The sequence below is a fragment of the Nocardia coubleae NBRC 108252 genome (genome assembly GCF_001612805.1).
GTDB lineage: Bacteria > Actinomycetota > Actinomycetes > Mycobacteriales > Mycobacteriaceae > Nocardia > Nocardia coubleae.
On record NZ_BDBD01000017.1, the window covers coordinates 1 to 25020 of the forward strand.

The 25020-nt window shown below is 67.4% G+C and carries 21 protein-coding genes and 5 tRNA genes; 14 read left to right on the plus strand and 12 right to left on the minus strand.

Translation table 11 applies throughout. The annotated features are described in order from the left end of the window. The first annotated feature begins 77 nt into the window (after positions 1-77). The 5 genes from mshD (at position 78) to pstB (ending at position 5127) form a co-directional block, all read left to right on the plus strand. The gene (gene mshD, locus NCO8_RS17130; RefSeq protein ID WP_067640875.1) at positions 78-968 is read left to right on the plus strand and encodes a mycothiol synthase; all 891 of its coding nucleotides are present in this window, start codon (positions 78-80) and stop codon (positions 966-968) included. Between the two features lie 285 nt (positions 969-1253). After that, positions 1254-2363, plus strand: coding sequence for a phosphate ABC transporter substrate-binding protein PstS (pstS, locus tag NCO8_RS17135; RefSeq protein WP_084457261.1), 1110 nt, complete (start codon positions 1254-1256; stop codon positions 2361-2363). A gap of 92 nt (positions 2364-2455) precedes the next feature. Then, entirely contained in the window at positions 2456-3427 is a 972-nt protein-coding gene (gene pstC, locus NCO8_RS17140; RefSeq protein WP_067640877.1) for a phosphate ABC transporter permease subunit PstC, read from the plus strand. After that, positions 3427-4332, plus strand: a complete 906-nt coding sequence (gene pstA / locus NCO8_RS17145; RefSeq protein ID WP_067640879.1) for a phosphate ABC transporter permease PstA — start codon at positions 3427-3429, stop codon at positions 4330-4332. Before pstC ends, pstA begins: the two co-directional genes overlap by 1 nt. Positions 4333-4350: 18 nt before the next feature. Further along, on the plus strand, positions 4351-5127 hold the full coding sequence (pstB, locus tag NCO8_RS17150) for a phosphate ABC transporter ATP-binding protein PstB (RefSeq protein ID WP_067640881.1): 777 nt from the start codon (positions 4351-4353) through the stop codon (positions 5125-5127). A 63-nt stretch (positions 5128-5190) separates the two neighbouring features. Here the strand turns inward: pstB and phoU are convergent, their stop codons facing one another. From phoU to dusB, 3 genes are all read right to left on the minus strand, one after another. Continuing rightward, the gene (phoU, locus tag NCO8_RS17155; RefSeq protein ID WP_067640883.1) at positions 5191-5850 is read right to left on the minus strand and encodes a phosphate signaling complex protein PhoU; all 660 of its coding nucleotides are present in this window, start codon (positions 5848-5850) and stop codon (positions 5191-5193) included. A gap of 104 nt (positions 5851-5954) precedes the next feature. Next, a complete protein-coding gene (locus NCO8_RS17160; protein WP_067640885.1) occupies positions 5955-8060 on the minus strand; it encodes an LCP family protein in 2106 nt (701 codons plus the stop codon). 170 nt (positions 8061-8230) lie between these two features. Then, complete coding sequence (gene dusB, locus NCO8_RS17165; RefSeq protein ID WP_067640887.1) at positions 8231-9394, minus strand: tRNA dihydrouridine synthase DusB; 1164 nt, start codon at positions 9392-9394, stop codon at positions 8231-8233. A 186-nt stretch (positions 9395-9580) separates the two neighbouring features. On the opposite strand from dusB, the gene NCO8_RS17170 reads away from it, so the two are divergent. Next, positions 9581-10147 carry a hypothetical protein gene (locus tag NCO8_RS17170; RefSeq protein ID WP_067492352.1) on the plus strand — a complete coding sequence of 189 codons (567 nt, stop codon included), beginning with the start codon at positions 9581-9583 and terminating at the stop codon, positions 10145-10147. Positions 10148-10206: 59 nt separating this feature from the next. Here NCO8_RS17170 and NCO8_RS17175 read toward each other — a convergent pair whose 3' ends face one another. Both NCO8_RS17175 and NCO8_RS17180 read right to left on the minus strand, forming a co-directional pair. Beyond that, positions 10207-11163: an acyl-ACP desaturase gene (locus tag NCO8_RS17175; RefSeq protein ID WP_067492353.1), complete on the minus strand. Its 957-nt coding sequence runs from the start codon at positions 11161-11163 to the stop codon at positions 10207-10209. Positions 11164-11512: 349 nt separating this feature from the next. Then, positions 11513-11588: transfer RNA gene (locus tag NCO8_RS17180), tRNA-Lys, on the minus strand. A gap of 744 nt (positions 11589-12332) precedes the next feature. On the opposite strand from NCO8_RS17180, the gene NCO8_RS17185 reads away from it, so the two are divergent. The 4 genes from NCO8_RS17185 (at position 12333) to NCO8_RS17200 (ending at position 13405) form a co-directional block, all read left to right on the plus strand. Continuing rightward, on the plus strand, positions 12333-13004 hold the full coding sequence (locus NCO8_RS17185) for a TetR family transcriptional regulator (RefSeq protein WP_067640889.1): 672 nt from the start codon (positions 12333-12335) through the stop codon (positions 13002-13004). Positions 13005-13095: 91 nt separating this feature from the next. Further along, positions 13096-13168: transfer RNA gene (locus NCO8_RS17190), tRNA-Glu, on the plus strand. A 31-nt stretch (positions 13169-13199) separates the two neighbouring features. Further along, a tRNA-Asp gene (locus NCO8_RS17195) sits at positions 13200-13273 on the plus strand. A 58-nt stretch (positions 13274-13331) separates the two neighbouring features. Continuing rightward, positions 13332-13405, plus strand: a tRNA-Phe gene (locus NCO8_RS17200). Positions 13406-13451: 46 nt separating this feature from the next. On the opposite strand, the gene NCO8_RS17205 is transcribed toward NCO8_RS17200, so the two are convergent. Next, entirely contained in the window at positions 13452-14435 is a 984-nt protein-coding gene (locus NCO8_RS17205; RefSeq protein ID WP_067640891.1) for an NADPH:quinone oxidoreductase family protein, read from the minus strand. A 189-nt stretch (positions 14436-14624) separates the two neighbouring features. Between NCO8_RS17205 and NCO8_RS17210 the strand changes: the two genes are divergently transcribed. Beyond that, positions 14625-14698: transfer RNA gene (locus NCO8_RS17210), tRNA-Asp, on the plus strand. Between the two features lie 43 nt (positions 14699-14741). Here NCO8_RS17210 and NCO8_RS17215 read toward each other — a convergent pair. The 3 genes from NCO8_RS17215 to NCO8_RS17225 are packed head-to-tail and all read right to left on the minus strand — an operon-like array spanning position 14742 to position 17380. Beyond that, a complete protein-coding gene (locus NCO8_RS17215) occupies positions 14742-15767 on the minus strand; it encodes a DUF8176 domain-containing protein (RefSeq protein WP_067640893.1) in 1026 nt (341 codons plus the stop codon). A 9-nt stretch (positions 15768-15776) separates the two neighbouring features. After that, the gene (locus tag NCO8_RS17220) at positions 15777-17063 is read right to left on the minus strand and encodes a hypothetical protein (RefSeq protein WP_067640895.1); all 1287 of its coding nucleotides are present in this window, start codon (positions 17061-17063) and stop codon (positions 15777-15779) included. After that, on the minus strand, positions 17063-17380 hold the full coding sequence (locus NCO8_RS17225) for a hypothetical protein (RefSeq protein ID WP_157104952.1): 318 nt from the start codon (positions 17378-17380) through the stop codon (positions 17063-17065). The genes NCO8_RS17220 and NCO8_RS17225 overlap by 1 nt, the downstream gene beginning before the upstream one ends. 158 nt (positions 17381-17538) lie before the next feature. Here NCO8_RS17225 and NCO8_RS17230 point away from each other — a divergent pair, with 158 nt between their 5' ends. Next, complete coding sequence (locus NCO8_RS17230; RefSeq protein WP_067640899.1) at positions 17539-18222, plus strand: GAP family protein; 684 nt, start codon at positions 17539-17541, stop codon at positions 18220-18222. 84 nt (positions 18223-18306) lie between these two features. Next, positions 18307-19068, plus strand: coding sequence for a polyprenol monophosphomannose synthase (locus tag NCO8_RS17235; protein ID WP_210740475.1), 762 nt, complete (start codon positions 18307-18309; stop codon positions 19066-19068). 57 nt (positions 19069-19125) lie between these two features. On the opposite strand, the gene NCO8_RS17240 is transcribed toward NCO8_RS17235, so the two are convergent. From NCO8_RS17240 to NCO8_RS17250, 3 genes are all read right to left on the minus strand, one after another. After that, complete coding sequence (locus NCO8_RS17240; protein WP_067640903.1) at positions 19126-19566, minus strand: DUF6069 family protein; 441 nt, start codon at positions 19564-19566, stop codon at positions 19126-19128. A 115-nt stretch (positions 19567-19681) separates the two neighbouring features. Beyond that, positions 19682-21022, minus strand: a complete 1341-nt coding sequence (locus tag NCO8_RS17245; protein WP_067640905.1) for a 1-acylglycerol-3-phosphate O-acyltransferase — start codon at positions 21020-21022, stop codon at positions 19682-19684. Beyond that, a complete protein-coding gene (locus tag NCO8_RS17250; RefSeq protein ID WP_067640907.1) occupies positions 21019-23445 on the minus strand; it encodes a glycerol-3-phosphate 1-O-acyltransferase in 2427 nt (808 codons plus the stop codon). Before NCO8_RS17250 ends, NCO8_RS17245 begins: the two co-directional genes overlap by 4 nt. A gap of 192 nt (positions 23446-23637) precedes the next feature. On the opposite strand from NCO8_RS17250, the gene NCO8_RS17255 reads away from it, so the two are divergent. Then, positions 23638-24924 (plus strand): salicylate synthase, encoded by a 1287-nt coding sequence (locus tag NCO8_RS17255; RefSeq protein WP_376739948.1) that lies wholly within the window; start codon positions 23638-23640, stop codon positions 24922-24924. The last annotated feature ends 96 nt before the right edge of the window (positions 24925-25020 follow it).

A 25020-nucleotide genomic window follows, 5' to 3' on the forward strand; every position in this document is an offset into this window, starting at 1 on the left:
CCAGTACCTCCCGCAATCCCAAAACCCAAAGAGCCGGGCACCTCACCCGACGTACGCTCAAAACACAGGGGGCAACCTTGAAGTGGACCGAGACCGTCGACTCCACCACCGCTGAGAACATCCGCACCCTGCTCGACCGCGCGAAGTCCGCCGACGGCGTAGCCCCCGTCTCCGAGCAGGCGGTCCTCTCGCTCGCCGAAACCACCCCCGGCACAAGACATCTGCTCGCCGAACGCAACGGCGAGATCGTCGGCTACGCGAATCTCGTTGCGGCACACGGTGATCACCCCGCAATGGCAGAAGTGGCCGTCGACCCCGAAGCTCGCGAACAGGGCATCGGTACCGACCTCGTCCGTACAGCCCTCACCGAAGGCGGCAAGGGCGCCCGCGTCTGGGCACACGGCGATCTGCCCGCCGCCAAAGCCCTCGCCGCCGCCCTGAAACTGACGACAGCACGCGAACTCTGGCAGATGCGCCGCAGCCTGGCAACCCCCGAGCTACCCTCTCTCGAGGTCCCCGAAGGCCTCGTCCTGCGCACCTACGAAGGCCCCGCCGACGATGCCGAACTGTTGCGAGTCAACAACGCCGCCTTCGCCTGGCACCCCGAACAGGGCGGCTGGACCGAGCGCGACATCGCCGCCCGCCGCGCCGAATCCTGGTTCGATCCGGCCGGGCTCTTCCTGGCGTTCGACGCCGCCGATCCCGACCGCCTACTCGGCTTCCATTGGACCAAGGCACACCCCGACGCCGCCCCGGCAGGCGAGGTCTACGTCGTCGGCATCGACCCCGCCGCGCAGGGCCGTGGCCTGGGTCGACTGCTCACCCTGGCCGGACTGCATTACCTGCGCGACACCGGCCTGACCGAGGTGCTGCTCTACACCGAGGCCGACAACCACGCCGCCGTGCGGACCTACACCAAACTGGGCTTCGCACCCGCCCATATCGACGTCGCCTACGCGCTGAGCTGACCCGCTGCGAGACAGCTCACAGTTCCTCGGCAACCCTGAATATTGTGAGGATGACCGGGTACCGACGAGTAAAACTGGGGCAAACATCACACGCTCGGTCTAATCGCGCCGGGCTGTTCATTCTCCGTTAACCCACCTCGGGCCAACTGTCAACCGGGCGAACCTACGTTACTTCTGGGCGGCACAGTCGTCGCCTGGTGCTCGCGTTCACCCGCGATCCGCACCACCCAACTCGCCCGGGCCGGTGAGGGACCGAGCGAGTTCGTCAGCAATGTCGGAGGAAAAGTGAACTTCAAGCGCACCAGCGCCCTGGTCGGCGTCTTCGCCGCGGGTGCCATGTCTCTGGCCGCCTGTGGCAGCGACGACAACACCGGTGACAACGGCGTGGCCGCCAACAGCGCCGTCGAATGCGCGGGCACGAAGGCGCTCAAGGCGAGCGGTTCGTCGGCGCAGAAGAACGCCATGGAGCGCTTCGTCGCCGCCTACGAGGCCAACTGCGACGGCTTCACCCTGAACTACACCTCGAGCGGCTCCGGGGCCGGTGTCAACGAGTTCATCGGCGGCCAGACCGACTTCGCCGGCTCGGACTCGCCGCTGAGCTCCAAGAAGGACGAGCCCGCCAAGGCTCAGGAGCGTTGCGCGAGCCCCGCGTGGAACCTGCCGACCGTCTTCGGCCCGATCGCGATCACCTACAACGTCGACGGCGTGACCGACCTGGTCCTCGACGGCCCGACCGCCGCCAAGGTATTCAGCGGCGCCGTCGCCACCTGGGACGCCCCCGAGATCAAGGCGCTGAACCCCAACGCCAAGCTGCCCTCGGAGAAGATCGCCGTGATCTTCCGCTCCGACGAGTCGGGCACCACCGACAACTTCCAGCTCTACCTCGACGCCGCCTCCGATGGGGCGTGGGGCAAGGGTGGCGGCAAGACCTTCAACGGTGGCGTCGGCGAAGGCGCCAAGGGCAACGAGGGCACCTCGGCCGCTATCAAGAACACCAAGAACTCGATCACCTACAACGAGTGGTCCTTCGCCAAGGCGCAGAACCTGTCGATCGCGCAGATCGTCACCTCGGCCTCCAAGGACCCGGTCGCGCTGACCAACGAGTCGGCGGGCAAGGCCATCGATGCCGCCAAGATCAAGGGCGAGGGCAACGACCTGGTGCTCGACGTGAGCTCGTTCTACAAGCCTGCCGAGGCGGGCGCGTACCCGATCATCATGCCGACCTACGAGATCGTGTGCTCCAAGTACGCCGATGCCGAGACCGCCAAGGCCGTGAAGGCGTTCCTGACTTCGGCCGTCACCAACGGTCAGGACGGACTGGACCAGGCCGGCTACATCGCCATCCCGGAAAAGTTCAAGACCAAGCTGACCACCGCGATCAACGCCATCTCCTGATCGCTGCGTAGGCCATGACCATGCACCCTGAGGTGACCGCACCGGGCTCGTCGGATTCGACGGGCCCGCGGGCGGCCGGAGATACTTCGCATATGCCGACCGAACCGAAATTCGACAAGGCCCCGGAGAAGGGTCGTTCCGGGCGCCTGAACGCCGAGACGATCTTTCGGTGGCTGGCCACCGCGGCGGGCGCGACCATTGTCGCGGCCATCGCGTTGATCGCGTTGTTCCTGCTGATCCGCGCGGTCCCCTCGCTCATGGCCGACAACGCCAACTTCTTCACCAGCACGGAATTCTCCACCGGTGACGCGAACAACCTGCGCTTCGGCATCCGTGACCTGTTCATGGTCACGGTGCTGAGCTCGGTGTTCGCGCTCATCGTGGCGGTGCCGATCGGCGTCGGCATCGCGCTGTTCCTCACCCAGTACGCGCCGTCGCGGTTGGGCAAGCCGTTCACCATGCTGATCGACCTGCTCGCCGCGGTGCCGTCCATCGTGTTCGGTCTGTGGGGCTTCCTCGTGCTCGCCCCGCAGATCGCGCCGGTGCAGGAGTTCCTCAACTCCAACCTCGGCTGGTTCTTCCTGTTCTCCGACGGCAACGTCTCGATCGCCGGTGGCGGCACCATCTTCACCGCCGGTGTCGTGCTCGCCGTGATGATCCTGCCGATCATCACCTCGGTGGCCCGCGAGGTGTTCGCGCTCACCCCCCGCGCCCACATCGAGGCCGCCCAGGCGCTGGGCGCCACGAAGTGGGAAGTCGTGCGGATGACGGTGCTGCCCTACGGCCGCAGCGGTGTGATCGCCGGTTCCATGCTCGGCCTCGGCCGCGCGCTCGGTGAGACCATCGCCGTGCTCGTCGTGCTCCGTACCGCGAGCAACGCGGGCACCTGGTCGCTGTTCGACGGTGGTTACACCTTCGCCTCCAAGATCGCCTCGGCCGCCTCGGAATTCAGTTCCCCGCTGCCGACCGGCGCCTACATCGCCGCCGGCTTCGTCCTCTTCGCGCTGACCTTCGTCGTCAACGCACTGGCCCGCCTGGCCTCCGGTGGAAAGGTGAACGGCTGATGACCACCACATCGACCCTCGACAAGCCGGTCAAGGCGCCGACGTTCCGCCACGTCTCCAACGGCAGGCGGATCAAGAACAACATCGCCACCGGTCTGGTCACCCTCTGCTTCGTGATCGCGCTGATCCCGCTGGTGTGGGTGCTCGGCCTGGTCCTGGTGAAGGGCATCGGCTCGATCGTCACCGCCGACTGGTGGTTCAACTCGCAGAAGGGCATCCTGCCGGACCAGTCCGGCGGCGGTGTGTACCACGCGATCTACGGCACGATCGTGCAGGCACTGATCGCGACCGTCATCGCGGTGCCGCTCGGCGTGATGGCCGCTGTGTACCTGGTGGAATACGGTCGCGGCAAGCTGGCCAAGGTCACCACCTTCATGGTCGACATCCTCGCCGGTGTGCCATCGATCGTCGCGGCGCTGTTCATCTTCGCGCTGTGGATCGCCACGCTCGGTATGCCGCAGAGTTCGTTCGCGGTGTCGCTGGCACTGGTGCTGCTGATGCTGCCGGTGGTGGTGCGCAACACCGAGGAGATGCTGAAGCTGGTGCCCGACGAGCTGCGCGAGGCTTCCTACGCGCTCGGCGTGCCCAAGTGGAAGACCATCCTGCGCATCGTCATCCCCACCGCCGCGCCGGGCATGATCTCGGGCATCCTGCTCGCCCTTGCCCGCGTGATGGGTGAGACCGCGCCCGTGCTGGTGCTGGTGGGTTACTCGAAGTCGATCAACCAGAACATCTTCGACGGCAACATGGCCTCGCTGCCGCTGCTGATCTACCAGGAGCTGGCCAACCCGGAGCCGGCCGGTCGCGCGCGTGTCTGGGGTGCGGCGCTCACGCTGATCCTGCTCATCGCGCTGCTGTACCTGGCTGCCGCCGCGGTCAACAAGCTGCTCACCCGGAACCGATAGAAGCGAACGGAAACTCCCATGGCCAAGCGGATCGACGTCAAAGATCTCAACATCTACTACGGCAGCTTCCACGCCGTGTCGAACGTGGACCTGACCGTGCTGCCGCGCAGCGTCACCGCCTTCATCGGTCCCTCCGGTTGTGGCAAGTCCACCGTGCTGCGCTCGCTCAACCGCATGCACGAGGTGACCCCGAACGCCCGCGTCGAAGGTGCCGTGCTGCTCGACGGCGAGGACATCTACGGTTCGGCGATCGACCCGGTGGGTGTGCGCCGCACCATCGGCATGGTGTTCCAGCGCCCGAACCCGTTCCCCACCATGTCGATTCGCGACAACGTGGTGGCCGGGCTGAAGCTGCAGGGTGTGCGCAACAAGAAGGAACTCGACGAGGTCGCCGAGCGCTCGCTGCGCGGTGCGAACCTGTGGAACGAGGTCAAGGACCGTCTCGACAAGCCCGGTGGCGGCCTGTCGGGTGGTCAGCAGCAGCGTCTGTGCATCGCCCGCGCCATCGCGGTCTCGCCCGACGTGCTGCTGATGGACGAGCCCTGCTCGGCCCTCGACCCCATCTCCACCCTCGCGATCGAGGACCTGATCACCGAACTCAAGAAGGAGTTCACGATCGTCATCGTCACGCACAACATGCAGCAGGCCGCCCGCGTGAGCGACCAGACCGGTTTCTTCAACCTCGAGGCCCAGGGCAAGCCCGGCAAGCTCATCGAGATCGACGACACCGAGAAGATCTTCTCCAACCCCACCCAGCGCGCCACCGAGGACTACATCTCGGGCCGCTTCGGGTAAGGGAGCCGACGAGAAAGCCCCCGCGCTCCTTCGGGAGGGTGGGGGCTTTCTCGTTGTACTGCTTCAGCTTTCGATTTCGCCGTCCGGGAGCACACCGGTGACCAGGAAGATCACGCGGCGGCCGATCTCGACGGCGTGGTCGGCGAAGCGCTCGTAGTAGCGGCCCAGGAGGGTGACGTCGACGGCGGCGGCGACGCCGTACTTCCATTCCCGGTCCATCAGGAGGGTGAACAGGTGGCGGTGGAGGTCGTCCATCGCCTCGTCGTCCTGGTTGAGCTGGGCGGCGCGCTCGGGATCGCGGGTCTCGAGCACCTCCTTGGCGCCTGCGCCCATGTTCACCGCGATGCGGCCCATCTCGGCGAAGTAGCCGTTCACCGATTCGGGCAGGGCGTGGTTGGGGTGGCGGCGGCGGGTCACCTTGGCGACGTGCAGGGCCAGCGCGCCCATCCGGTTCACGTCGTTGACGATCTGGATGGCACTGACCACCTGACGCAGGTCGCCCGCGACGGGCGCCTGCAGCGCGAGAAGAGCGAACGCCTTCTCCTCGGCCTCGGCGATCATCACCGAGATCCGATCCTGCTCGCCGATGACCTGCTCGGCGAGCGCGAGGTCGGCCTGCAGCAGCGACTGGGTGGCTTGCTCCATGGCCTGGCCGGCGAGACCGGCCATTTCGCCGAGCAGATTGGCGAGCTCGGCCATTTGCTCGTTGTAGATGACACGCATAATGGCTGACCCTAGTGGGTACCGGTACCCCTGTCACCCAACACCGGGTTAATGCCGTGTGGCACAGTCGTGCCAGCTCAGCGCGCGTCGTGAATCAGGCAGGCTCAGTCGCAGCTGGTGTCGGCGGCGTTCATGTGCTCGAGATCCGAGGGCAGACGCACCGGTGCGGCCGAGACCGGCTCGCCGAGCGACACCGCGGGCAGCTCGGCGCCGACCGTCGTGGGGGTACGCACCTGGCCCGTGTAGTCCGAGCCGACGACCACCTCGATGATGCCGCTGAGGTCGTCGTCGCGTTGCAGGACCGCGCCGGGGATGGCACTGGCCACGGTCGCGGCGGCCGCCTCGTTGCCCTCGGCGTAGCGCACCTCGGTGGTGTCGGTGTACTCGGTGGCATTGGCGACGTTGTAGATGCCGAAACCGAAGTTCGACAGCTTGTTGGCCGCCTGCCGAGCCATGCCCGCGGTCTGGGTGCCGTTGGTCACCAGCAGCGACACCGACGCCGGGCTCACCGCGTACATCTTGGGCGCCTGGGTGGGGGCCGCGGGTGTGCTGGGGTTGGTGATCGGCGGGGCGGTCTGCTCGCCGGGCAGCGGCTGGTCGTCGATGATCGCGCGGAAGATCGCCTTGATGTCGGCTTCGCGCGGAATCTCGTTGCCGTAGGACGTGGTTCCCGCGGTCGGGGCGGTGATGAAGGTGACCGCGCCCGCGTTGACCTTCTGCAGCGACCGGCCGAGCAGGATCAGGTCCTTGGTCTCGACACCGTCGACGAAGGTGTGCTGACGGAACGCCTCGACGAAACCCTGCAGCTTGGCCGGGTCGAGCAGCACCTGACCCGACAGCGCACCACGCAGCAGGGCCGCGAGGAAGGTCTGCTGCCGGTGGATGCGGTCGTAGTCGCTGCGCTCCTCGCCGACCACGTGCCGGGCCCGCACATAGTTGAGGGCCGTCTCGCCGTTCACGCGCTGCTTGCCCGAGCTCTCGAGCACGGTGCCGAGCACGCCGTCGATGATCGGCTTGGTCGAGCACACCTCCACGCCACCGATCTGGTCGACCATCGCCTCGAACCCGGCGAAGTCGATGCCGATGAAGTGGCCGATGCTCAGACCCGACATCTTGCGCACCACGTCGGTCAGGCAGCGCGGCCCACCGAGCGCGTAGACGGCGTTGAGCTTGTCGCCCATGGCCGACGGGAACTTCTGGTCGGTGTACTTGCCCTTGTCGTTGTCCCAGCCCGCGCACTGCGGCCGGGTGACGTCGAGGTCGCGCGGGAAGGAGACGACCACCACGCGGGAGCGGTCCTTGGGGATGTGCACGAGCATCGCGGTGTCGGCGCGCGCGCCTTCGGCGTCGACGGTGGATCCCGCGCCCATGTCGGCGTTCAGGCCCGCGCGGGTGTCGGTGCCGACGATGAGGTAGTTCTCGTCGCCGAGCTGCATGTCACCGTCGAGCACGTCCTCGGTGGCACCGTCGAGGGCCGACACCTGGGTGAAGCCGTTGTTGGTGGCCCGCAGGTAACTCCAGCCACCACCGGTGACCACCAGCGCCAGCACGGCGAAGAAGGTGACCGCGACCCGTCCCGCGAGGCGTGCCTGTTTCGCGCGGCGCCGTTCGGGTGTCCGGTCGGCGGCGGTCTTGGTTTCGACCCGCTTGGGCTCGACGCGCTTCGGCGGGGCCGCCGGGGTTTCGGTGACGGTGGGCAGGATATCGGTGACCTGCTCGTCGACGCGACGAGCGGGCGGTGCCGTGCGGACCGTCTTACCCTTCGCCGGGGCGGTTTTGCCCTGGGCGGGCACGGTCTTGCCGGGCGCGGGAAAAGTCTTGCCCTGCGCGGGAATCGCGGTCGTCGCGATGCGGTCGGCGGGGGAGTCGACGCGATGTGGTGCGGCGGGGGCGTCGCCGGCCGAACCGTCGGCGCGTGCCGCAATATCGGGGCGAGGGGTCGGGCGGGGTGCCTGGTCGCGGGCGCGGCGGCCGGCGCGGGAAGAACCCGACGGATCGGCCGGAGCGCGGCGGCTGCGTTTGGTTCGTTCGCTGTCGACCCGGTCGACGAGGTCCTGGACAGTGAGCGGGGCCGCATCGGGATCGGCGTCGGCGTGCCGTGATCGGCGGGAACCGGTGTCCTTCTGTGCGGGCGGTTCGGCAGCCGGATAGCGCTCCCACGGGGCGCGACCTCCGGGCCGGGGCGTACGCCCGCGCCGATCGTCACCCACCAGCGAACCTCACTTCTCTATCTGCCGCATACGCGTCATCGTTCGGCTGCTCGGTCGAACCGGAGCCGAACGATGTCCGCAATGATAACGATTCCGCCACGAGTAGCCACTCCAGTGCACAACAGATTCGCACGGAATCCGGTCGCGACGCGCTGACCAGCGCCGAAGCTTTACCCTCCGCTGTGCATCACATCGGCGGCGGTGGGCACGGTGTCGTCCTCGGGATCGTCGAGCCACCCGTCGGGCAGCACGACCTTGGTCTGCGGCGAGCCCTGGCGACCGCGTGGGCCGAGGGCGTCGGTGGGGAAGGGCACGTCCGGATCGAGCTGCGCGACGAGGTCCTCGATCTGGCTCAGCGCCGACACGGTGGCGAAGCTGCGGCGCAGCTGCGAGCCGACCGGGAAGCCCATCAGGTACCAGGCCATGTGCTTGCGGATATCGCGCATCGCCTTGTCCTCGCCGTCGTGTTCGGCGAGCAGGGTGGCGTGGCGGATCAGGATCTCGCCGACGCGGCCCAGCGTCGGGCCCTCGGGGACCGGTTCGCCGCGCAGGGCGGCGCTGAGCTCGGCGAACAGCCACGGCCTGCCGAGGCACCCGCGGCCGACGACCACACCGTCGCACCCGGTCTCGTTCATCATGCGCAGCGCGTCGTCGGCGGTGAAGATGTCGCCGTTGCCGAGCACCGGGATGGTGGTGACGGCTTCCTTGAGCCGGGCGATGGCCGACCAGTCGGCCGTGCCGGAGTACAGCTGCGATGCGGTGCGCGCGTGCAGGGCGACGGCGGCGGCACCTTCGGCCTCGGCGATGCGGCCGGTGTCGAGGTAGGTGTGGTGCTCGTCGTCGATGCCGATGCGGAACTTGAACGTCACCGGCACGCCTGCCGGTTCGGCGGCCTTCACCATCTCCTTGACGATGTTGGCGAACAGCCTGCGCTTGTAGGGCAGCGCGGAACCGCCGCCGAGCCGGGTGACCTTGCGCACCGGGCAGCCGAGATTCAGGTCGATGTGGTCGGCCCAGCCTTCACCGACGACGATGCGAACGGCCTCCCCGAGCGTCTTCGGGTCGACACCGTAGAGCTGCATCGAGCGCGGATGCTCGTCGGCGTCGAACGACATCATGTGCAGCGTCTTCTCGTTGCGCTCGACCACCGCGCGGGCGGTGATCATCTCGCACACGTAGATGGCGGTCTTGCTGCCGAATTCGCGGCACAGCTTGCGGAAGGCCAGGTTGGTGATGCCCGCCATGGGTGCGAGCACGACGGGCGGATCGACCGGGTAGGGCCCGATCCGCAGCGTGGTCGGTGCCTGGGGCATCGTGATAGTCACGTCTGCCATTCTCGCATCCACCCGGATGTGATCGATCTCGCGTACCGGCGACTTCGGCCGGGTCACGGGCCACTCCACAAAGGCTCGGCGGCATTTATGTGGTACTCAACGTTCGGGATATGTCTCTCGGCTCAGTAGCCTGTGCTTTGCCGCAGCAGGCGGCGCGCTGTCCCCACATCATCGGAGAAGACCCCCATGGCCGAAGACGCCACGACCACCACCCCCGCCGCGCCCGGTAAGGCGACCGTGGCGATCAGTGTCTCGTCGCTGGTCGGCGGTGCCGCCATCGCCGTGCTCGCCGTCGCCGCCGTCGTGCTCGGCATGCTGTACGGCTCGGCGCGCTCGGATGTCTCGGATCTGCGTGCCGAGGCCGCCGACGACGCGAAGGCCGAACAGATCGCCCTCGACTACTCCGTCGGCTCGGCCACGCTGAACTACCAGGACGTCGACGCCTGGGTGGCCAAGCTCAAGGCGGGCACGTCCACCGAGCTCGCGGGCAAGTTCGACGTCACCGGCGACAAGCTGGAAGACATCGTCGTCCCGCTGCGCTGGGCCTCCACCGCCACCCCGATCACCGCGAAGGTGCTCGAGCGCGAGGGCCAGGTGTACAAGGTCGCCGCGTTCGTCGACGTGAGCACCACCAACGCGCAGAACCCCGACGGCCTGCGCAACACCGTCACCTACAACATCACCGTCGATGCCGGGCAGGACTGGAAGATCACCGATGTCGGCAGCGCCGACGGTGCCCTGCCGATGAAGTAACCGGCTGTACGAAAGCGCCGCCCACCGGAATCCCGGTGGGCGGCGCTTTTTCGTGAGTTCTAGACGCTGGCCATCTCGCGCTTCTTGGCTTCGCGAGCGAGCATGCGGTCGCGCTGCTCCTCGAACTTGACGACGTCCTGGCTGAGCTTCTCCAGGAAGTCACCGAGACGCTCGCGGGTGGCCTCGCCACGGGCGGTGAAGTCGGTGCGCTCGAAGATGTTCCACTTCTTGAGCACCGGCTGCACGACCTCTTCGAGGTGCTGGCGCAGGTCGTAGATGCCGTGCTTGGCCATCAGCACACCGTTGCGCCGGAAGTTGGGCATCCCGGCGCCGGGCATCTGGAAGTTCTCCACGATCAGCGAGATCGCCTCGATCGCCTGGTCGGGCGACAGGTCGAGCGCCGCGCCGCAGAGGTTGCGGTAGAAGATCATGTGCAGGTTCTCGTCGGCGGCGACGCGCTGCAGCATGCGGTCCGCGATCGGGTCGTCGCACACCTTGCCGGTGTTGCGGTGACTCACGCGGGTGGCCAGTTCCTGGAAGGTCACATAGGCGACCGAGTGCAGGAAGCCGGCGTCCACCTCGGTGGGGGAGGCGAACCCGTTGGTCATGTGGATCATGCGGGCGTTCTCGAGGGCCACCGGATCCACGCCACGGGTGACCACCAGGTAGTCACGCATCACGATGCCGTGGCGGTTCTCCTCGGCGGTCCAGCGACCGACCCAGGTGCCCCAGGCGCCGTCCTGGGAGAAGTTCTCGGCGATCTCACGGTGGTAGGACGGCAGGTTGTCCTCGGTGAGCAGGTTGGTGATCATGGCGGCCTTGGCCACCTCACTGAGCTTGGACTGCTCAGGATCCCAGTCGATGCCGCCCATGGCGGCGAAGTTGCGGCCCTCGTCCCACGGGACGTAGTCGTGCGGATGCCATTCCTTGGCCAGCGACAGGTGCCGGTTGACGTTTTCCTCGGCAACCGGCTCCAACTCCGTGAGCAGTTCGAGTTGAGTCAGATCCCTTGCCATGTAAAAACCCTTCGCTGTCGTGCTTGCGGTCGAACGTCGCGATGCGGCCATACCTTACGGCACCGTAGGTGTGATGCGAAACGCAACTGAGCGTAAAGCCGATGAAGTTGAACAACGCCACAACATCGGCAGCTGCCGGTAGGACGTACTGACGAGTCTAGGTCTTCGGTCCGCAGCGTAGGGACTATCGCTGTAGTGGCGGCGGCGTTAGCGCCTACCGGGTGAACTCTCGGTGTCGCGGCGGCGGGAAGTGCTGTCGGCGAGGTCGTTCGCCTGTTCAGGGGCCATGACGGCCGGCTCTTCCGGCGCGGCCGGGAAGTGCCACGTGACAGTGGTCACGGTGAAGTGATGGTGCCCCCTGTAGGACTCGAACCTACGACCTAGTGATTAAAAGTCACCAGCTCTACCAACTGAGCTAAAGGGGCGCGCAGCGGAGTCTAACCGACACCGCGCCGCGACGCCGAATAGTGTCCCCTATCAGCCGGGCTTCCGGCGCACATGGTCCGGTCGGCCCCGGTAACGGCGGCGCGCCCCGGCGCGATGCCCGGCTGACGGGCTGGAGCACATCGCCGTTCCCACTTCCCGTCGCGACGTGTCATCGAATAGTGTTGTGGGTCAACAGCTTTCGATCAACAGGAGTGTGTGGGTGATACCGGGGTCCGCGAGTGCGCCGCAGGGGGGCGCTGGACAGGCCAACAATGCTGTGCGAGTGCGGTTTTCGCATTCGGCGCCACGGCTCACGGTTGCGCCCGGTTTGCCTGTCCGGAAAAACGGACCGGGTGTCCCATTCGCATGTTGCCGTTCGGGGAATGCGGGTACGGTGATTACCTGGTGAATTTCGAAACAATCACCGGGGCCGCACTTTCCGGCGCCCGGTGGTGGGTGCGGTGTCGCGGAATTCATCGGGGGTTCGATGTGCCGGGGTGAACGCGAAGGCGCGCGAACTCCTCGCAAAGGGGCAGTCGCTACCGCAGGAGGAGGCGGTTCTCACAGGTATTGAGCCCGAGTGTGCACCCCCTGTGGCGCACCCGGGCCGGCGAACTATACCAGCCGGAGGGGTACCGGCATTCGGCGAGTTTACATACCAAAAGTATGAAAAATAACCACAATTCGCGCCGCGGGTCTGTCATTGATCGGCGGCGACGAGAAGGTTCGGAGGCGTTTCGAGCATGGCACGGCAGCAAGAGCGGGCGCGCCGCACACGCGCCGCGATAATCAAGTCCGCGGCCGTCGAGTTCGGGAAGAGCGGGTATGCCGCGGCATCGCTCAACCGCATTCTGGAAGGTTCGCGCGCGACAAAGGGCGCGATGTACTTCCACTTCGACTCCAAGGAAGACCTCGCACGCGCGGTGCTCGACACCGCGGTCGAGCGGTACCGGCTGTGCGCGGAGCGCTGGCTGGCCCGCACCGACCTCGGCCCGCTCGACGTGCTGCACGGCATGGTCGACGAGGTCGCGTTGCGGCTCGAGCACGACACCATCGTGCAGGCCGAGTACCGCCTGGTGATCGAACCCGACTTCCATCGCGACGCGGGCAACGGCGGTGGCCGCATCCTCGGCCGGGCCACCCGGGTGCTCGCGGTGCGCGCCATCGACGACGGTCAGCTGCGCGCCGACGCCGACCCCGACCGGTTCACCAGAACCCTCGCCGCGGCGCTGGCGGGTCAGCGGTATCTCGTCGACCCGATCGGCACCGGTTCGGCCGCCGATCTGCGTGCCCGCTTCGCCGAGGTGCTCGAGGTGATCGTCGAGGCCATGGCGACGCCGCTGTGGATACAGCACTTCCGTACCGACGGCTGGCGTGCCCAGGCCCGTCTCGACGACCTCGGTTTGGGCGCCTGACCAGGCGATTTGGAAGAGCGCACCGAGGTGTCATAAGCTATGCGAGCTCCCAACGGAAACGTTGAAGCCGCCCCGGAGAGATTCGGAACGAGCCCCCTTCGTCTAGCGGCCTAGGACGCCGCCCTTTCAAGGCGGTAGCGCGGGTTCGAATCCCGTAGGGGGTACAGTCTTCGGACTGTAGTGTAGGAAAAGCAAGGCCCTGTGGCGCAGTTGGTTAGCGCGCCGCCCTGTCACGGCGGAGGTCGCGGGTTCGAGTCCCGTCAGGGTCGCAAGTAAGCGCCGGAGCAATCCGGCGCTTCGCGTATGGCATTCCGTACGGGTGCCTGCGGCCAGGTAGCTCAGTTGGTACGAGCGTCCGCCTGAAAAGCGGAAGGTCGCCGGTTCGATCCCGGCCCTGGCCACAAAAGATCCCCTCACCAGAGCATCTGGTCGAGGGGATTTTCGCGTTCAGGGGTGGAAGACGAGGCGGCCAGCCGTCGTACCGTCGCCGAGCCGGCCGAGGCCCTCGGGCACGTCGCTCAGCGACAGGCGTTCACTGATCAGCGGCTTCAGCTGGTCCGCGGCGGCGAGCCGGGTCAGTTCGTCGTGGCAGTCGCGGATCGCCTGCGGGTTGTATTGCTTGTAAAGACCCCAGTGCAGGCCGATGATCGAATAGTTCTTGATCAGGGCGTGGTTGAGGGCCGGTTGGGGGATGGTGCCGCCGGCGAAGCCGATTACCAGGATGCGACCCTCGAAGGCGATGCATTTGGTCGACTTGGCGTAGGCATCGCCGCCGACGGGGTCGTAGACGACGTCGGCGCCGCGCCCGCCGGTGAACTCCTTGACGATCGGCACGAAGTCCGAGGTGTGCCGGTCGATGACGAGATCGGCGCCCAGCTCGCGGCAGTACTCGGCCTTGTCCGGCCCGCCGACCACACCGATCACGGTGGCACCGGCGGCCTTTCCGAGCTGTACGGCGGTGCTGCCGACGCCACCGGCCGCGGCGTGTACGAGCAGGGTTTCCCCGGCTCGCAATCGGGTGCGCCGGTGCAGGGCGAACCAGCTCGTCTGGTAGCCGATGCACAGGGCGGACGCTTCGGCGTCGTCGAGTGCTTCGGGGGCGGGGAAGGCGTTGGCCGCGTCGAGTACCGCCATCTCGGCGAAGGCGCCGCCGGGCAGGTCGGTGGTGCCGACGATCCGGTCACCGACCGCGAACCCGGTGACGCCGTCACCGACCGCGACCACCGAACCGCACAGTTCCACACCGGGGGTGAACGGCAGCGGCGGCTTCACCTGGTACTGCCCACGGCACAGCAGCACGTCGGGGAAGTTGGCCGGAGCGGCGAGTACCCGCACCAGCAGTTGTCCCGGACCGGCGACGGGGTCGTCGATCTCGTTGAACCGCAACACCTCTCGTGGTTCACCGAGTTGGTCTACCTGCCAAGCCTTCATGAGCTGTCTCCTTGCAGTAAATGAGCGCTTGCTTAGCTTGGCGTGCCGACGTTGTCGTGTCAATCACAGATCGCCTCGGTGGCCGAGTCTGTCGGTGCGTGCCGAGACGGTGGCGATCGACGAACACCACCTGCGCGTTTCCGGAAACGGCATCGATCGGGGTACAGTCGCCCCGCGAGAAAGCAGCAAGGCCCTGTGGCGCAGTTGGTTAGCGCGCCGCCCTGTCACGGCGGAGGTCGCGGGTTCGAGTCCCGTCAGGGTCGCACGAGAAATCCCCCGTACCGATCGGTGCGGGGGATTTTCGCGTCAGCGGCGGTGGTCGATGCTGGTGATGCGGTAGCGGCCGGTCGAGATCTCGGTGGTCTTGATGGTCTGGTGCACCTTCTCGATGGCGGTGTCGCCGGGCCACTGCTGATGGATCGTGACGTGCCAGATGGATGTGTCGGTGGAATCGCCACGGGTGATGTGGGTGCAGTACTTGATGTCCGGCGGCAGGGTGGCGATGCCAGCGGCGAGGGCGGCCTCGTCGCCGACGTGGGCGTTGTCGGTGACGAAGGACCTGGCCTTGGCGGCGTCGCGGTCGACGTAATAGCTGTACTCGAAACCGAGGATGGCGCCCTGGGGTGAGCTCGCGTCGCCGCGTTCGGCGCTCACGGTGATGGAGGTGGTGCGGAACTCCTCGCAGCCGGGGAGCGCGTGCGCGGGCAACGGTGGTGTGGTGCTCGAGGTGGGAGCTGTGATGTTCGACAGCCCGGCTTGCCTTGTGTCCGAGGCGGATCGGTCGCCCGGGCCGAGGAAGATGGTGGCGGCCACGCCGAGCAGTACGACGAACAGCAGTGCGCCGACCACGCCCTTGATCGCGGCGGCGGCCTTCGTGCGGCCGTGGCCGTCGTCGTAGCGTTCGTCGTTGTAGTTCTTGCGTGGCCTGCGGGCGATGGGGCCGCCGCCGCCGAAATCCTTGAGCTTGGGCAACACCGGCATCTCCACGTGGTCACCGCTCTGCTCGGTGGCGGTCGTCGTCGCCCAGTCGTTCCAATCCACATCGTCGTGGCGGACCGGTTCGACGGGGATGTCGGCGTCGGTCCAGTCGTTCCAGTCACCGGTGAACCCGTCGTCGTCCTCGTCGGGGTGGCGGTAGACGGGTTCGGGCAGCAGCGTCGGCGCCGGGGCGTCGGTGAACGGTTCCGGTTCCGGCGGCGGCCACATCTCCGGGTTGGTTCCGATGGTCTGCGGCTCGGCCTCGCGCCGCCGCCTGCGCCGTCGTTTGCCCTGCGGACGCCGGCGCCCGGTGGCGTCCGGCGACGAGAAATAGGCACCGAACGGGTTGTCCATGCGCGCGGCCTAGGCGTTCGCCGGGACAACTCCGGGTTGCCCGTGTTTGGGGGCGTTCGACGGTCGTTCGCTCTCCTGATCCTGTTGCGGGCGCGCGGCGGGTGGAATCACCCCGCCCTGCATCGGCTGCTGCTGCGCGGGTGCCTGCTGGAACGGGGCCTGCTGTGGCGCTTCGGGTTTGGGTGTCGGGTTGGTCGGCGCGGGTGCGGGGGTCTCCGGCTTCGGTGCCGCACCACCGGAGTTCGCGCCACCGGAGTTCGCGCCGCCCGAACCACCCGGGTTCGCACCTCCGGAACCACCGGAGTTGCCGCCGAGACCGCCGAACAAGGTGTTCGAATTCCCATTGTTACCAGCACCATTGGTGCCGGGCGCGGTCGTCGCGGGCGCGGTGTTGGCCGGTGTGTCCGCCGTACCGTCCACCCTGGCCGCCAGGGTGTCGATGCCGGTCGTCGCCAGCTCGGCGCCCTTGTCGATGCCGTGCATGGCGACTTCGGCGATCTTGTCGATGAGGTGCGTGCCGAAGGTGACACCGGCATCGATGGCCGCCGTACCGAGGCTCACACCGCCGTCGATCAGCGCCTCCTGCAACGCGATCTGCGCCGCGACCGCCGGGTCGGTCGTCTTCTCGTCGTTCCAGGTGGAGGTGTCGGTGCCGCCGGTGCCGAGCACGTACACGCCCGGCGCGACCTCGGTCGCCCCCGGGGGAACCGTCACCCCGTTGGTCCCGCCGAGATCGCTGGTGAGCCCCTGGGTGTCGCGGGTGTGCTGGTCCATCTCGGTGCTGGCCGCACCGACCACCCCGACGGCCTCCTGGATCGCCTCCTCGGCGAGCTCCACGATGGCATCGAGATTGTTGCTGTTCACGGCGGGTGCGGCGGATTTGGCCTTGCGCCGGAACTCCGCGATGATCGCGTCCACCTTGGCGGCCGCGTTCGCCTGCGTCGTATGCGCTTGGCCGAGCAGGGTACTCAGGCGCTCACCCCGATCGGCCGCGGCCGACACCTCGGTGGCGGTCCGGCGCAGCGCCGGAGTCGCCGGCGCGGCGGTGTCGGTGGACTCGAGCGCGTAGAGGCCGAGCCGGTGCGGGTCCTCGGTGGCCGTGGTCGCGGCCGAGGCGGAGGTGAGGGCGGAGACGACGGCGGGATCGGGGTCGGCGGAGGTGTTGGTGCCCAGCGCCTTCCGTAATTCCAGCAGCGGCACCTCGAGCAGCGCGATCACCGGTTCGATCTTGGCCTCGGCCTCTTCGGGGGTGATGGTGCTCAGGGTGTTCTCGGTGACGAGCGATTTCGTGCGCATCAGGCCACCTCGTTGTCGATCGCGCGCAGGCCTGCGGCCACATCCGTGTCGACGCCGGTGACGTCGTCGCCGAACCGGGTCAGGATGTCCTGGTAGGCGCTGACGAGATTCCCGGCCGTGCTGAGGGTTGAGGCGTGCGCGCCCGCCGCCTGGGTCCACGCGGCGGCGAATTCGCGTCCGAGCACGCCCAATCCGGAAAGATCGACGCCCGCCGCGGTGGTCGTCTGGGTGGCCGCGGTGCCAAGTAGTTCGGAAACCCGAGCTGCCGCACGCTGATAAGCGTCGAGCGCTGACGGGTCGAATGACATTTCTGCCACGATGTCTGCCCCTTCACGATCGCGGATCCCGGCGCTGCCGGCACTGAAAAGCGTAACCACCTGGGGCCGTTCGTGGGGGCGTCCGAAACTCTTGGCCACCCGGTTCTCGAGAAACCCCTGGTCGGCGCCGAGCTGACCGACCGGTAGGGTCGGCCGCGATGGCTGTCCTCCTGCTCACGCTGCTCGGGTTCGCCCTGCTGGACGCGCTCGACGTGTTGCTGGTGGCGATCACCACCGCCGTGGTCGCCGACAGCAGGCTGGCCAGGCGTTCGCCGCTGGTCGGTGTGCTGAGCTTCCTCGGCGGTGTCTTCGCGGTCTCGGTGCTGTTCGGGGTCGCGACGGTGCTCGGCATCGACTTCCTCGTCCGCCTGCTCGACTTCGACCTCACCCCCACGCTGCGCTACTGGGGTGAGCTGGTGATCGGGCTCGTCCTGATCGCGGTGGCGGCGATTCCGGTCGACGCGGGCGCGGCGCCGGGCGGCCGGTGGGTCCAGCCGGTGCGCAAGTACCCGTGGCTGATGGGGGTGATCGGTTTCACCCTCGGTCTGGCGAAGGTGCCGACCTCGGTGCCGTACCTGGCGGCGCTCGCCCTGATCTCCGCGCAGCGTCCGCTGCCCGCGAGCTGGCCGGTGCTGGTGGCGGCCTACTGCCTCGTGGCGCTGGTGCTGCCGCTGGCCGTGCTCGCGCTGGCGCTGCGCAGAACCCGTGGGGCACGGCGGATGTACCGGATGCTCGTGCGTGGCGTGACCCGGTACGGACCGCCGGTGGTTCGTGTCCTTTTCGTCGTGTTCGGTGTCGTGCTCGTCGTCGACGCGCTGGTCCACGCCGGGCAGCTGTGGTGAGGGCCCCGGGCGGCCGCTCAGGAACACGTCAGGTCTATCGAGTACGGTCATAACGAATCGATGACGTGCCTCGGCGCCCGCACCCTGGGCCGCCGGGCGTTACCAGGTGAGCAGGGAGGGCGACCCTTGAGGGTTACCGTTGTTGTGCCGACCTACAACGAGCGGGAAAATCTGCCGGTGGCGGTGGAGCGGCTGACGGCGCTGCCGGTGCCCGATCTGCATGTGCTGGTGGTGGACGACAACTCACCCGACGGCACGGGCGAGGTGGCCGACAAACTGGCCGCCGAGCTGCCGAACGTGGTGAGCGTGCTGCACCGCACCGAGAAGGACGGCCTCGGCCGCGCCTACATCGCGGGCATCACCCAGGCCCTGGCCGACGGCGCCGACGTGGTGATCCAGATGGACGCCGACCTCTCGCACCCGGCCGAGGTGATCCCGGCCATGCTCGAGAAGCTGACCTCCGAGGACGTCGGCGTGGTGCTCGGTTCCCGCTACGTCCCCGGCGGCTCCACCGCCGAGGAGTGGAAGTGGTACCGCAAGGCCCTCTCGGCGTGGGCCAACTTCTACGTGAACCTGATTCTGCGCCTGGGCGTCAAGGACGCGACCGCCGGTTTCAAGGCGTGGAAGGCCGACACCCTGCGCGCCATCGACGTGGCCTCCATCCGCAGCAACGGTTACTCATTCCAGGTGGAGATGAACTACCGCGCCATCAAGCGTGGCTACACCATCGCCGAGGTGCCGATCCGGTTCGAGGAGCGCACGGTCGGCGCGTCGAAGATGAGCCTGAAGGTACAGCTGGAATCGGCGCTAATGCCGTGGAAGCTCCTGTTCGGCCGTTCTGTCTAGACCACACGCGAAAAGGCCCGGCCGGGAACGTTCCCGGCCGGGCCTTTTCGCTGTGTGTCACTGCTCGGCGATGTGGCGCCGCACGCCTTCCAGCGCGATCACCATGGCCGGCACCAGCACCACGTGCATCAGCGACAGGGCGATGGTGGAGGCGGTGTCGAAGCCGGCGGTCAAGGTCATGCCGATGGTCGCGATCGACAGCACCGAGCCGACGACGGCGGCGACTCGCAGCACCCCGGTCCACTTGTAGGAGATCAGCACCGCGGCGGTCAGTCCGATCAGCAGCGGAACCACCGACATCAGGATCACCCCGCCAGGAGCGACGTCGGAGACCTTGCCGTCGGTGTTCGTGGTGAACGAACCGCCCGCTGCCTCGCCGATTCCCCAGATGATCAGATTAGCGATCAGGGCGGCGGCGACGGCGCCGAGCACGGCGACGGGCCGGTTCAGGGCAGGCAGGGTGCGGGTGGTGGTTGCGGTGGCGGCTGCGGTGCTCATGATGTTCTCCCTCATTCGGTGGTGACACAATCTTCAAACCTGAAGAATGGTTTAGGTCAAGGGCGGGTGGCGACATCCGCCTGAGACCCTGGTCACATTTCGGGAGGGTGAGCTGTCAGGCGTTCGGCCAGTTCAGCAAGGTGCGTTCGTAGAGCCTGCGGACTTCTTCGATCTCCTCGTCCATCGCGGCGGGATTCCACGTCGACACATCGATCGGGGGCAGAATCGCCACATCGACGACACCGCTTCGGGCGATGGGTGAGTCGCGCCAGGCGATGTCACCGGCATTGCGGATGACGATCGGGATCACCGGGACGCCCGCCTGCTTGGCGATGTGGAAGGCGCCCTTCTTGAACGGGCCGACCCCGCGGGTGTACGAGCGCGTGCCCTCCGGGGCGACGGCGATCGACAGGCCTTCGCGCAGCGTCGAAACCACCGGTGCCAGTGCCGCTTTCGCGCGTTCGGTGTCGGAACGGTCGATGAAGGTGACGCCGACGAAGCGCATGAGCGGCCCGAAGAGCGGATGCGACCGCAGTTCCTTCTTGCCGATGCCGGTGACGCCACCGTCGAGCACCTTGGGAACGATGATGACGTCGAACTGGCTCTGATGGTTGAACAGGAACACGGCGGGCCGTGGGGCACGGGCGTTCTCGGCTCCGACCACGCGCAGCTCGACGCCGAGGGTGCGCAGGGTCGCGGTGGTTCCGTCGTGCATGAGGGCGTCGGCCATGGCCTGGCGGTCGCGGGTGTAGGACTTGCGGATCACGCCGGTCAGGGCACCGGCGACGAGGGCGATGAAAGCGAGGACGGTGCGGGCGTAGTCGATCGGGCTCGGCGCTGTGCGTGGCTGGAACGTAGTCGGGTCGACCGACCGGATGCCCGCCGATTCGAGCAGCGCGGGGGTGTCGGCGTAGACATAGCCGATCTCGCAGTCGCGCGCGGCGGCGAATTCGCCCACCGCTTCGGCCTTCTCGGTACCCCACAGCGGCGGTCCATCGAGCTGTCCGGTGAGAATTCCGTTGTCGGTGGCGAACTTTGTGCACAGCACGTCGTCGATGCCGAGCAGTTCGGCGAAGGGGCCCACCTGGTACAGCGACAATTCGCTGACCAAAAGCACCGTGTGCCCGGCGGATTGGTGTTCGCGGACCAACTGCCAGGCTTCGGGGAAGATCCGGCCGTACATCTCCTTGCGGAAAACCCCGCGACCCAGTTTCTCCAGTTCCGCTTCCGGCACACCGGCCCACGCCCGTTCGGCTTCATGCAGAAATCGCCGATGGTCCCGCCGGAAGCCGGTCAGCATCGCATTCCGCCGAGCGTCGCCGCGCCGGCGCACTGTGTTCCCCAGCCGCTTTCGGGGCAGCGCGTCGACTACGGCTCGTGTGTCGAAGACGGCGAGCACCCGATCGCCCTGTGGACCGTTTCTGATGGCGGTGACCGCGTCGTCGATGCCGCTCACAGCGAGTTCCGATTCGACGGGTCGAGCGAGGCGGCCCGGGCGATCCGTTCGCCGAGATCACGTAATTGCTGCGCGAATTCGGTGCGGCGCGCGATGAGGTCGTCCTCGCCGCCGGGCTCCGCCGGGGCGATCAAATGGTGGTTGTCCGCCAATTTCCACGCGCTGGTGAACAATTCCGTCGACACCGATTCGGGGCTGTGCAGCCGCTGCTGCAACAGCATCTGCTTGCCGACGGCGACACATTCGTCGATGAATTCCTTGCGGTCGATGACGGCGTCGGCCGGGCGGGCGGCGAGCCGTTCGGCCACCACGAGTTGCGCGTCGAAGAACGAGCGAAGGACACGGTGCGCCATGACGAAGCCCGACTCGGTGAGCGCGCTGAGGAACTGCTGATCGAGGCGGTCGTCGGGGGTGTTCTCGTCCCATTCGGGGACGATCACGCGCACCTCTTCGATGATCTGGTCGGCGAATTCCTCACGTTCGGGGAAGAAGAATTCGAATTTGAGCAGGTCACGCAGCGCGAAGGCGGCCCGCCACGCCGCGCGGAGCGGGTCGTCGCCCGGCTGTTCGACGGCGGTGAGCGCGGCCAGCTCGAGAATGGCCCGGTTCACGAACCAGTGCACCGCGCTGTTGCGGTAGAACGCCGCCTCGAGGTGGGCGCCGGGTTCGATGGAGTACACCGGTTCCAACCCGCCGCGATACACGGTGACCACCCCGGCCAGCGCCAGCTGTTCGAGGACGACCTGCAGCCCCTGCTCGTCGCGCAGCTTGGACAATTCACCCGCGGGCAGGCCGCGTCGATCGATATAGCCGAGGACCGGGTCGAGCACGGTGCGCACCTGGCCAAGCGTCAGTGCGCGTTCGTGCACGCCGAGCAGTGCCAGGGTGACCAGGGCGTTGACGGTGATCGGGGTGACCGCGTTGATCCGCACCGCGACGTCGAAGGCCAAGCGCTGCACGGCTTTGCGTTCGGTCTCGCTCAGCTCCGATTCGTCGGGCACCTTGGTAGCCCCGGTCGCGGTGTCGTGCAGCGGAATGGTCTTGGGGCGCTCACCGAGCGGGTCGCCGTGGGTTTCCAGCCGTTCGCGCGCCGAAATCGCCTCGCCGAAGCGGACATACACACGCCCGGCCGAATGCTGCTGACTACGAACGTATCTCGCGAGCCACGCGATACCTTCCGGCTTCTTCTTGCCGCCTGCCTGCTCGCTGGCGATGGCGCCGAGCTCGTTGAGCCGCTCGTAGGTGATCGACACCGGCACCAGCATCACGTCCTCGACGCGACCCGAACGCACCGCCGCCGCAAGGTAGTTCAGCAAACCGTACCTGGGCGGGCGCAGCTTGCCGGTCCTGGTCCGGCCGCCCTCGAAGTACCACTCCATATTGAACCGCTTGGACAGCAGATAGGCGAAGTACTCCTCGACCACCGCCTTGTACACCTCGTCGTCGCCGAAGCTGCGCCGGATGAACACGGTGCCGGTGCGCCGGGCGATCGGGCCCATCGGCCAGAAGTTCAGGTTCGCCCCGCCGATCACATGGTTGGGTGGGAAGTCGTTGCGGGCCAGCACGTCGCCGAGGACGAAGGCGTCCACATACGAGCGGTGCGAGGGCAGGAAGACCAGCGGGTACTTGCGGTTGAGCGAGCGCAGGGCGTCCAGGCCGCCGAGGTCGGTGTCGACCTTCCAGGTCGAGGCGTGCACCGGTCGCATGGCCTGGGTGAACAGATCCGACACCAGCCTGCTCTGCGCGGCCACCAGCTCGCGCAGCGCCTTCTCCGCGCTGCGGTGGACGTGGGCGGGATCGGAGCCGAACTCGTCGGCGATGTAGTCGAGTTTGCGCTGGAATTCCGGTGAGTCGAGGATTTCCTCGGCCACCAGCTGCGGCACCTTGTAGCGGTCGCCGATGACGGTGCGTTCCGCGCGTTCGAGCGCGACGACCGCCGCGCGCAGTACCGAGCGGGCGAAGGCGTCGGGCGAGCCCGATCGCAGTAGCGCGGCGGCCTCCGGATAGTTGGTGCGCAGTTCGCTCAGCCGCGCGGGCGCGCCGACCAGCACTTGGTGGCGGTCGGGGTGGGTGCGCAGTAGGCGGCGCTGCACCAGGCGGTTCGGCTTGCGCGGATTGGTGAGCATGGCCAGGTCGGCGAAGGTCACCCGGCGCACGCCGTCGCGCTCGGGCGGCAGCCACAGCACCCGGACCGGGACGACCAGCGGGTCGTCGCGGCGGTTCACCAGGCGCTTGATGAGCGCCTTGGCGTCGAGATCCACCTGCGTGACGGGCCCGTCGGAGTCGATCTCGCGCGCCAGCCCGCCCTCGGCGATCCAGGTGCCGATCACCTCGCGCTCCACGCCGGAGGCCGCGTCGACCAGGGCGACTACCGAGTCCGCCTGCGGAGTCGTGCGCGTGGGCCGCCCATCGTTGTCGATCATCTCTCCATTGAAGCCGCAGATTCGCCGTAGCGCACCGAACTTCGCCGACAGCGCGGTCGCGGGTGACAATGAGTGGGCAAGGTTACCCCGCACACGGGTAGCAAAACCTAGAGGTAATGCTAACCTAACCAAGCTAAATTAGGTCAGCTTTACCTTGGAGGATCGTTGTCGTCGACGGAACAGCCCACACGGGTGGAATATGTGACCGATCCGGCGGCAGCGATGTCGTGGTTGGCCTCGGCCGATCGGTTCGGCGAGTACGTGATGTACGAACAGCCCGGTGTCTGGGTGTTTGCCGCTGACCCACTCGGCAGCGTCGAACTCGACGCCAACGAACTGCGCACCACCTGGGGTGGGCAGACCGCCGCCCGCGCGTGGACCGGCAGACCGGCCGCCGCCGTCGACGCCGCCCTGGCGAGCCTGCCCCTGGACGGCCGCAACGCGTACGGCTGGATCGGATTCGAATTCTGCGCCTATTCCCTCGGCGCCACCCGCTATCTCAACCCGCTGACCTCGCTGGCCAACCTGATGATCCCCCGCATCGAAGTGCGCATCGACGCCGACGGTGTGCGGATCAGCGGCGCCACCCCCGCCGAAATGTGCGATATCCACGACCTCATCGCGGCCTCGCAGGGCGCCGAGCTGCCGTCGGCGCATCCGGTCGACGTGCGGCCCGATGTCACCGGATACCAGGACCGGGTGGCCACCGCCGTCGAGGAAATCCGTTCCGGCAGCTACCAAAAGGTGATCCTGTCACGCAAGGTCGCACTGCCCTTCGCTGTCGACGTCCCTGCCACCTACCGCCTCGGCCGAGCCAACAACACCCCCGCCCGCTCCTTCCTGCTGCGCCTGGGCGGTCTGGAAGCGGCCGGATTCAGCCCCGAGCTGGTGGCCTCCGTCGACGACGACCGAGTGGTCACGACCGAACCACTAGCCGGTACCCGCGCCTTCGGCCTCGGCCCCGAAGCGGACAGCGCGGCCCGAGTCGACCTGCTGGCCGATCCGAAAGAAATTGTCGAACACGCCATTTCGGTGCAAACATCGTTCGCCGAGATCGCCGAGGTAGCGGTTCCCGGTACCACGGCGGTCTCGGACTTCATGGCCGTGCGCGAACGCGGCAGCGTGCAGCACCTCGCGTCGACCGTCCGCGGCGAACTCGCCCCCGAACGCACCGCCTGGGACGCACTGGAAGTGCTGTTCCCGTCCGTCACCGCCTCCGGCATCCCGAAGCAAGCAGGCGTCGACTCCGTCTTCCGCAACGACAACGACGAGCGCGGGCTGTATTCCGGCGCTGTCGTGTGTGTTTCACCAACCGGCGCACTCGAAGCGACACTGGTCCTGCGAGCGATCTACCAAACCGGCGAAGGGGCGTGGTTACGTGCCGGGGCGGGAATCGTCGGCCAGTCCCGCCCGGAACGAGAGTTCGAGGAGACCTGCGAAAAGTTGGGAAGCGTCGCACCCTACGTCGTGAAGGCGTGAAGTAAGAGTTGCACCGCGTGGACTGCGAGTGCGGTAGGTGCCAGACCGGAGTGATCCACGCCCCCAACCGCATTCCACCCAGTCCGCCATGACAGC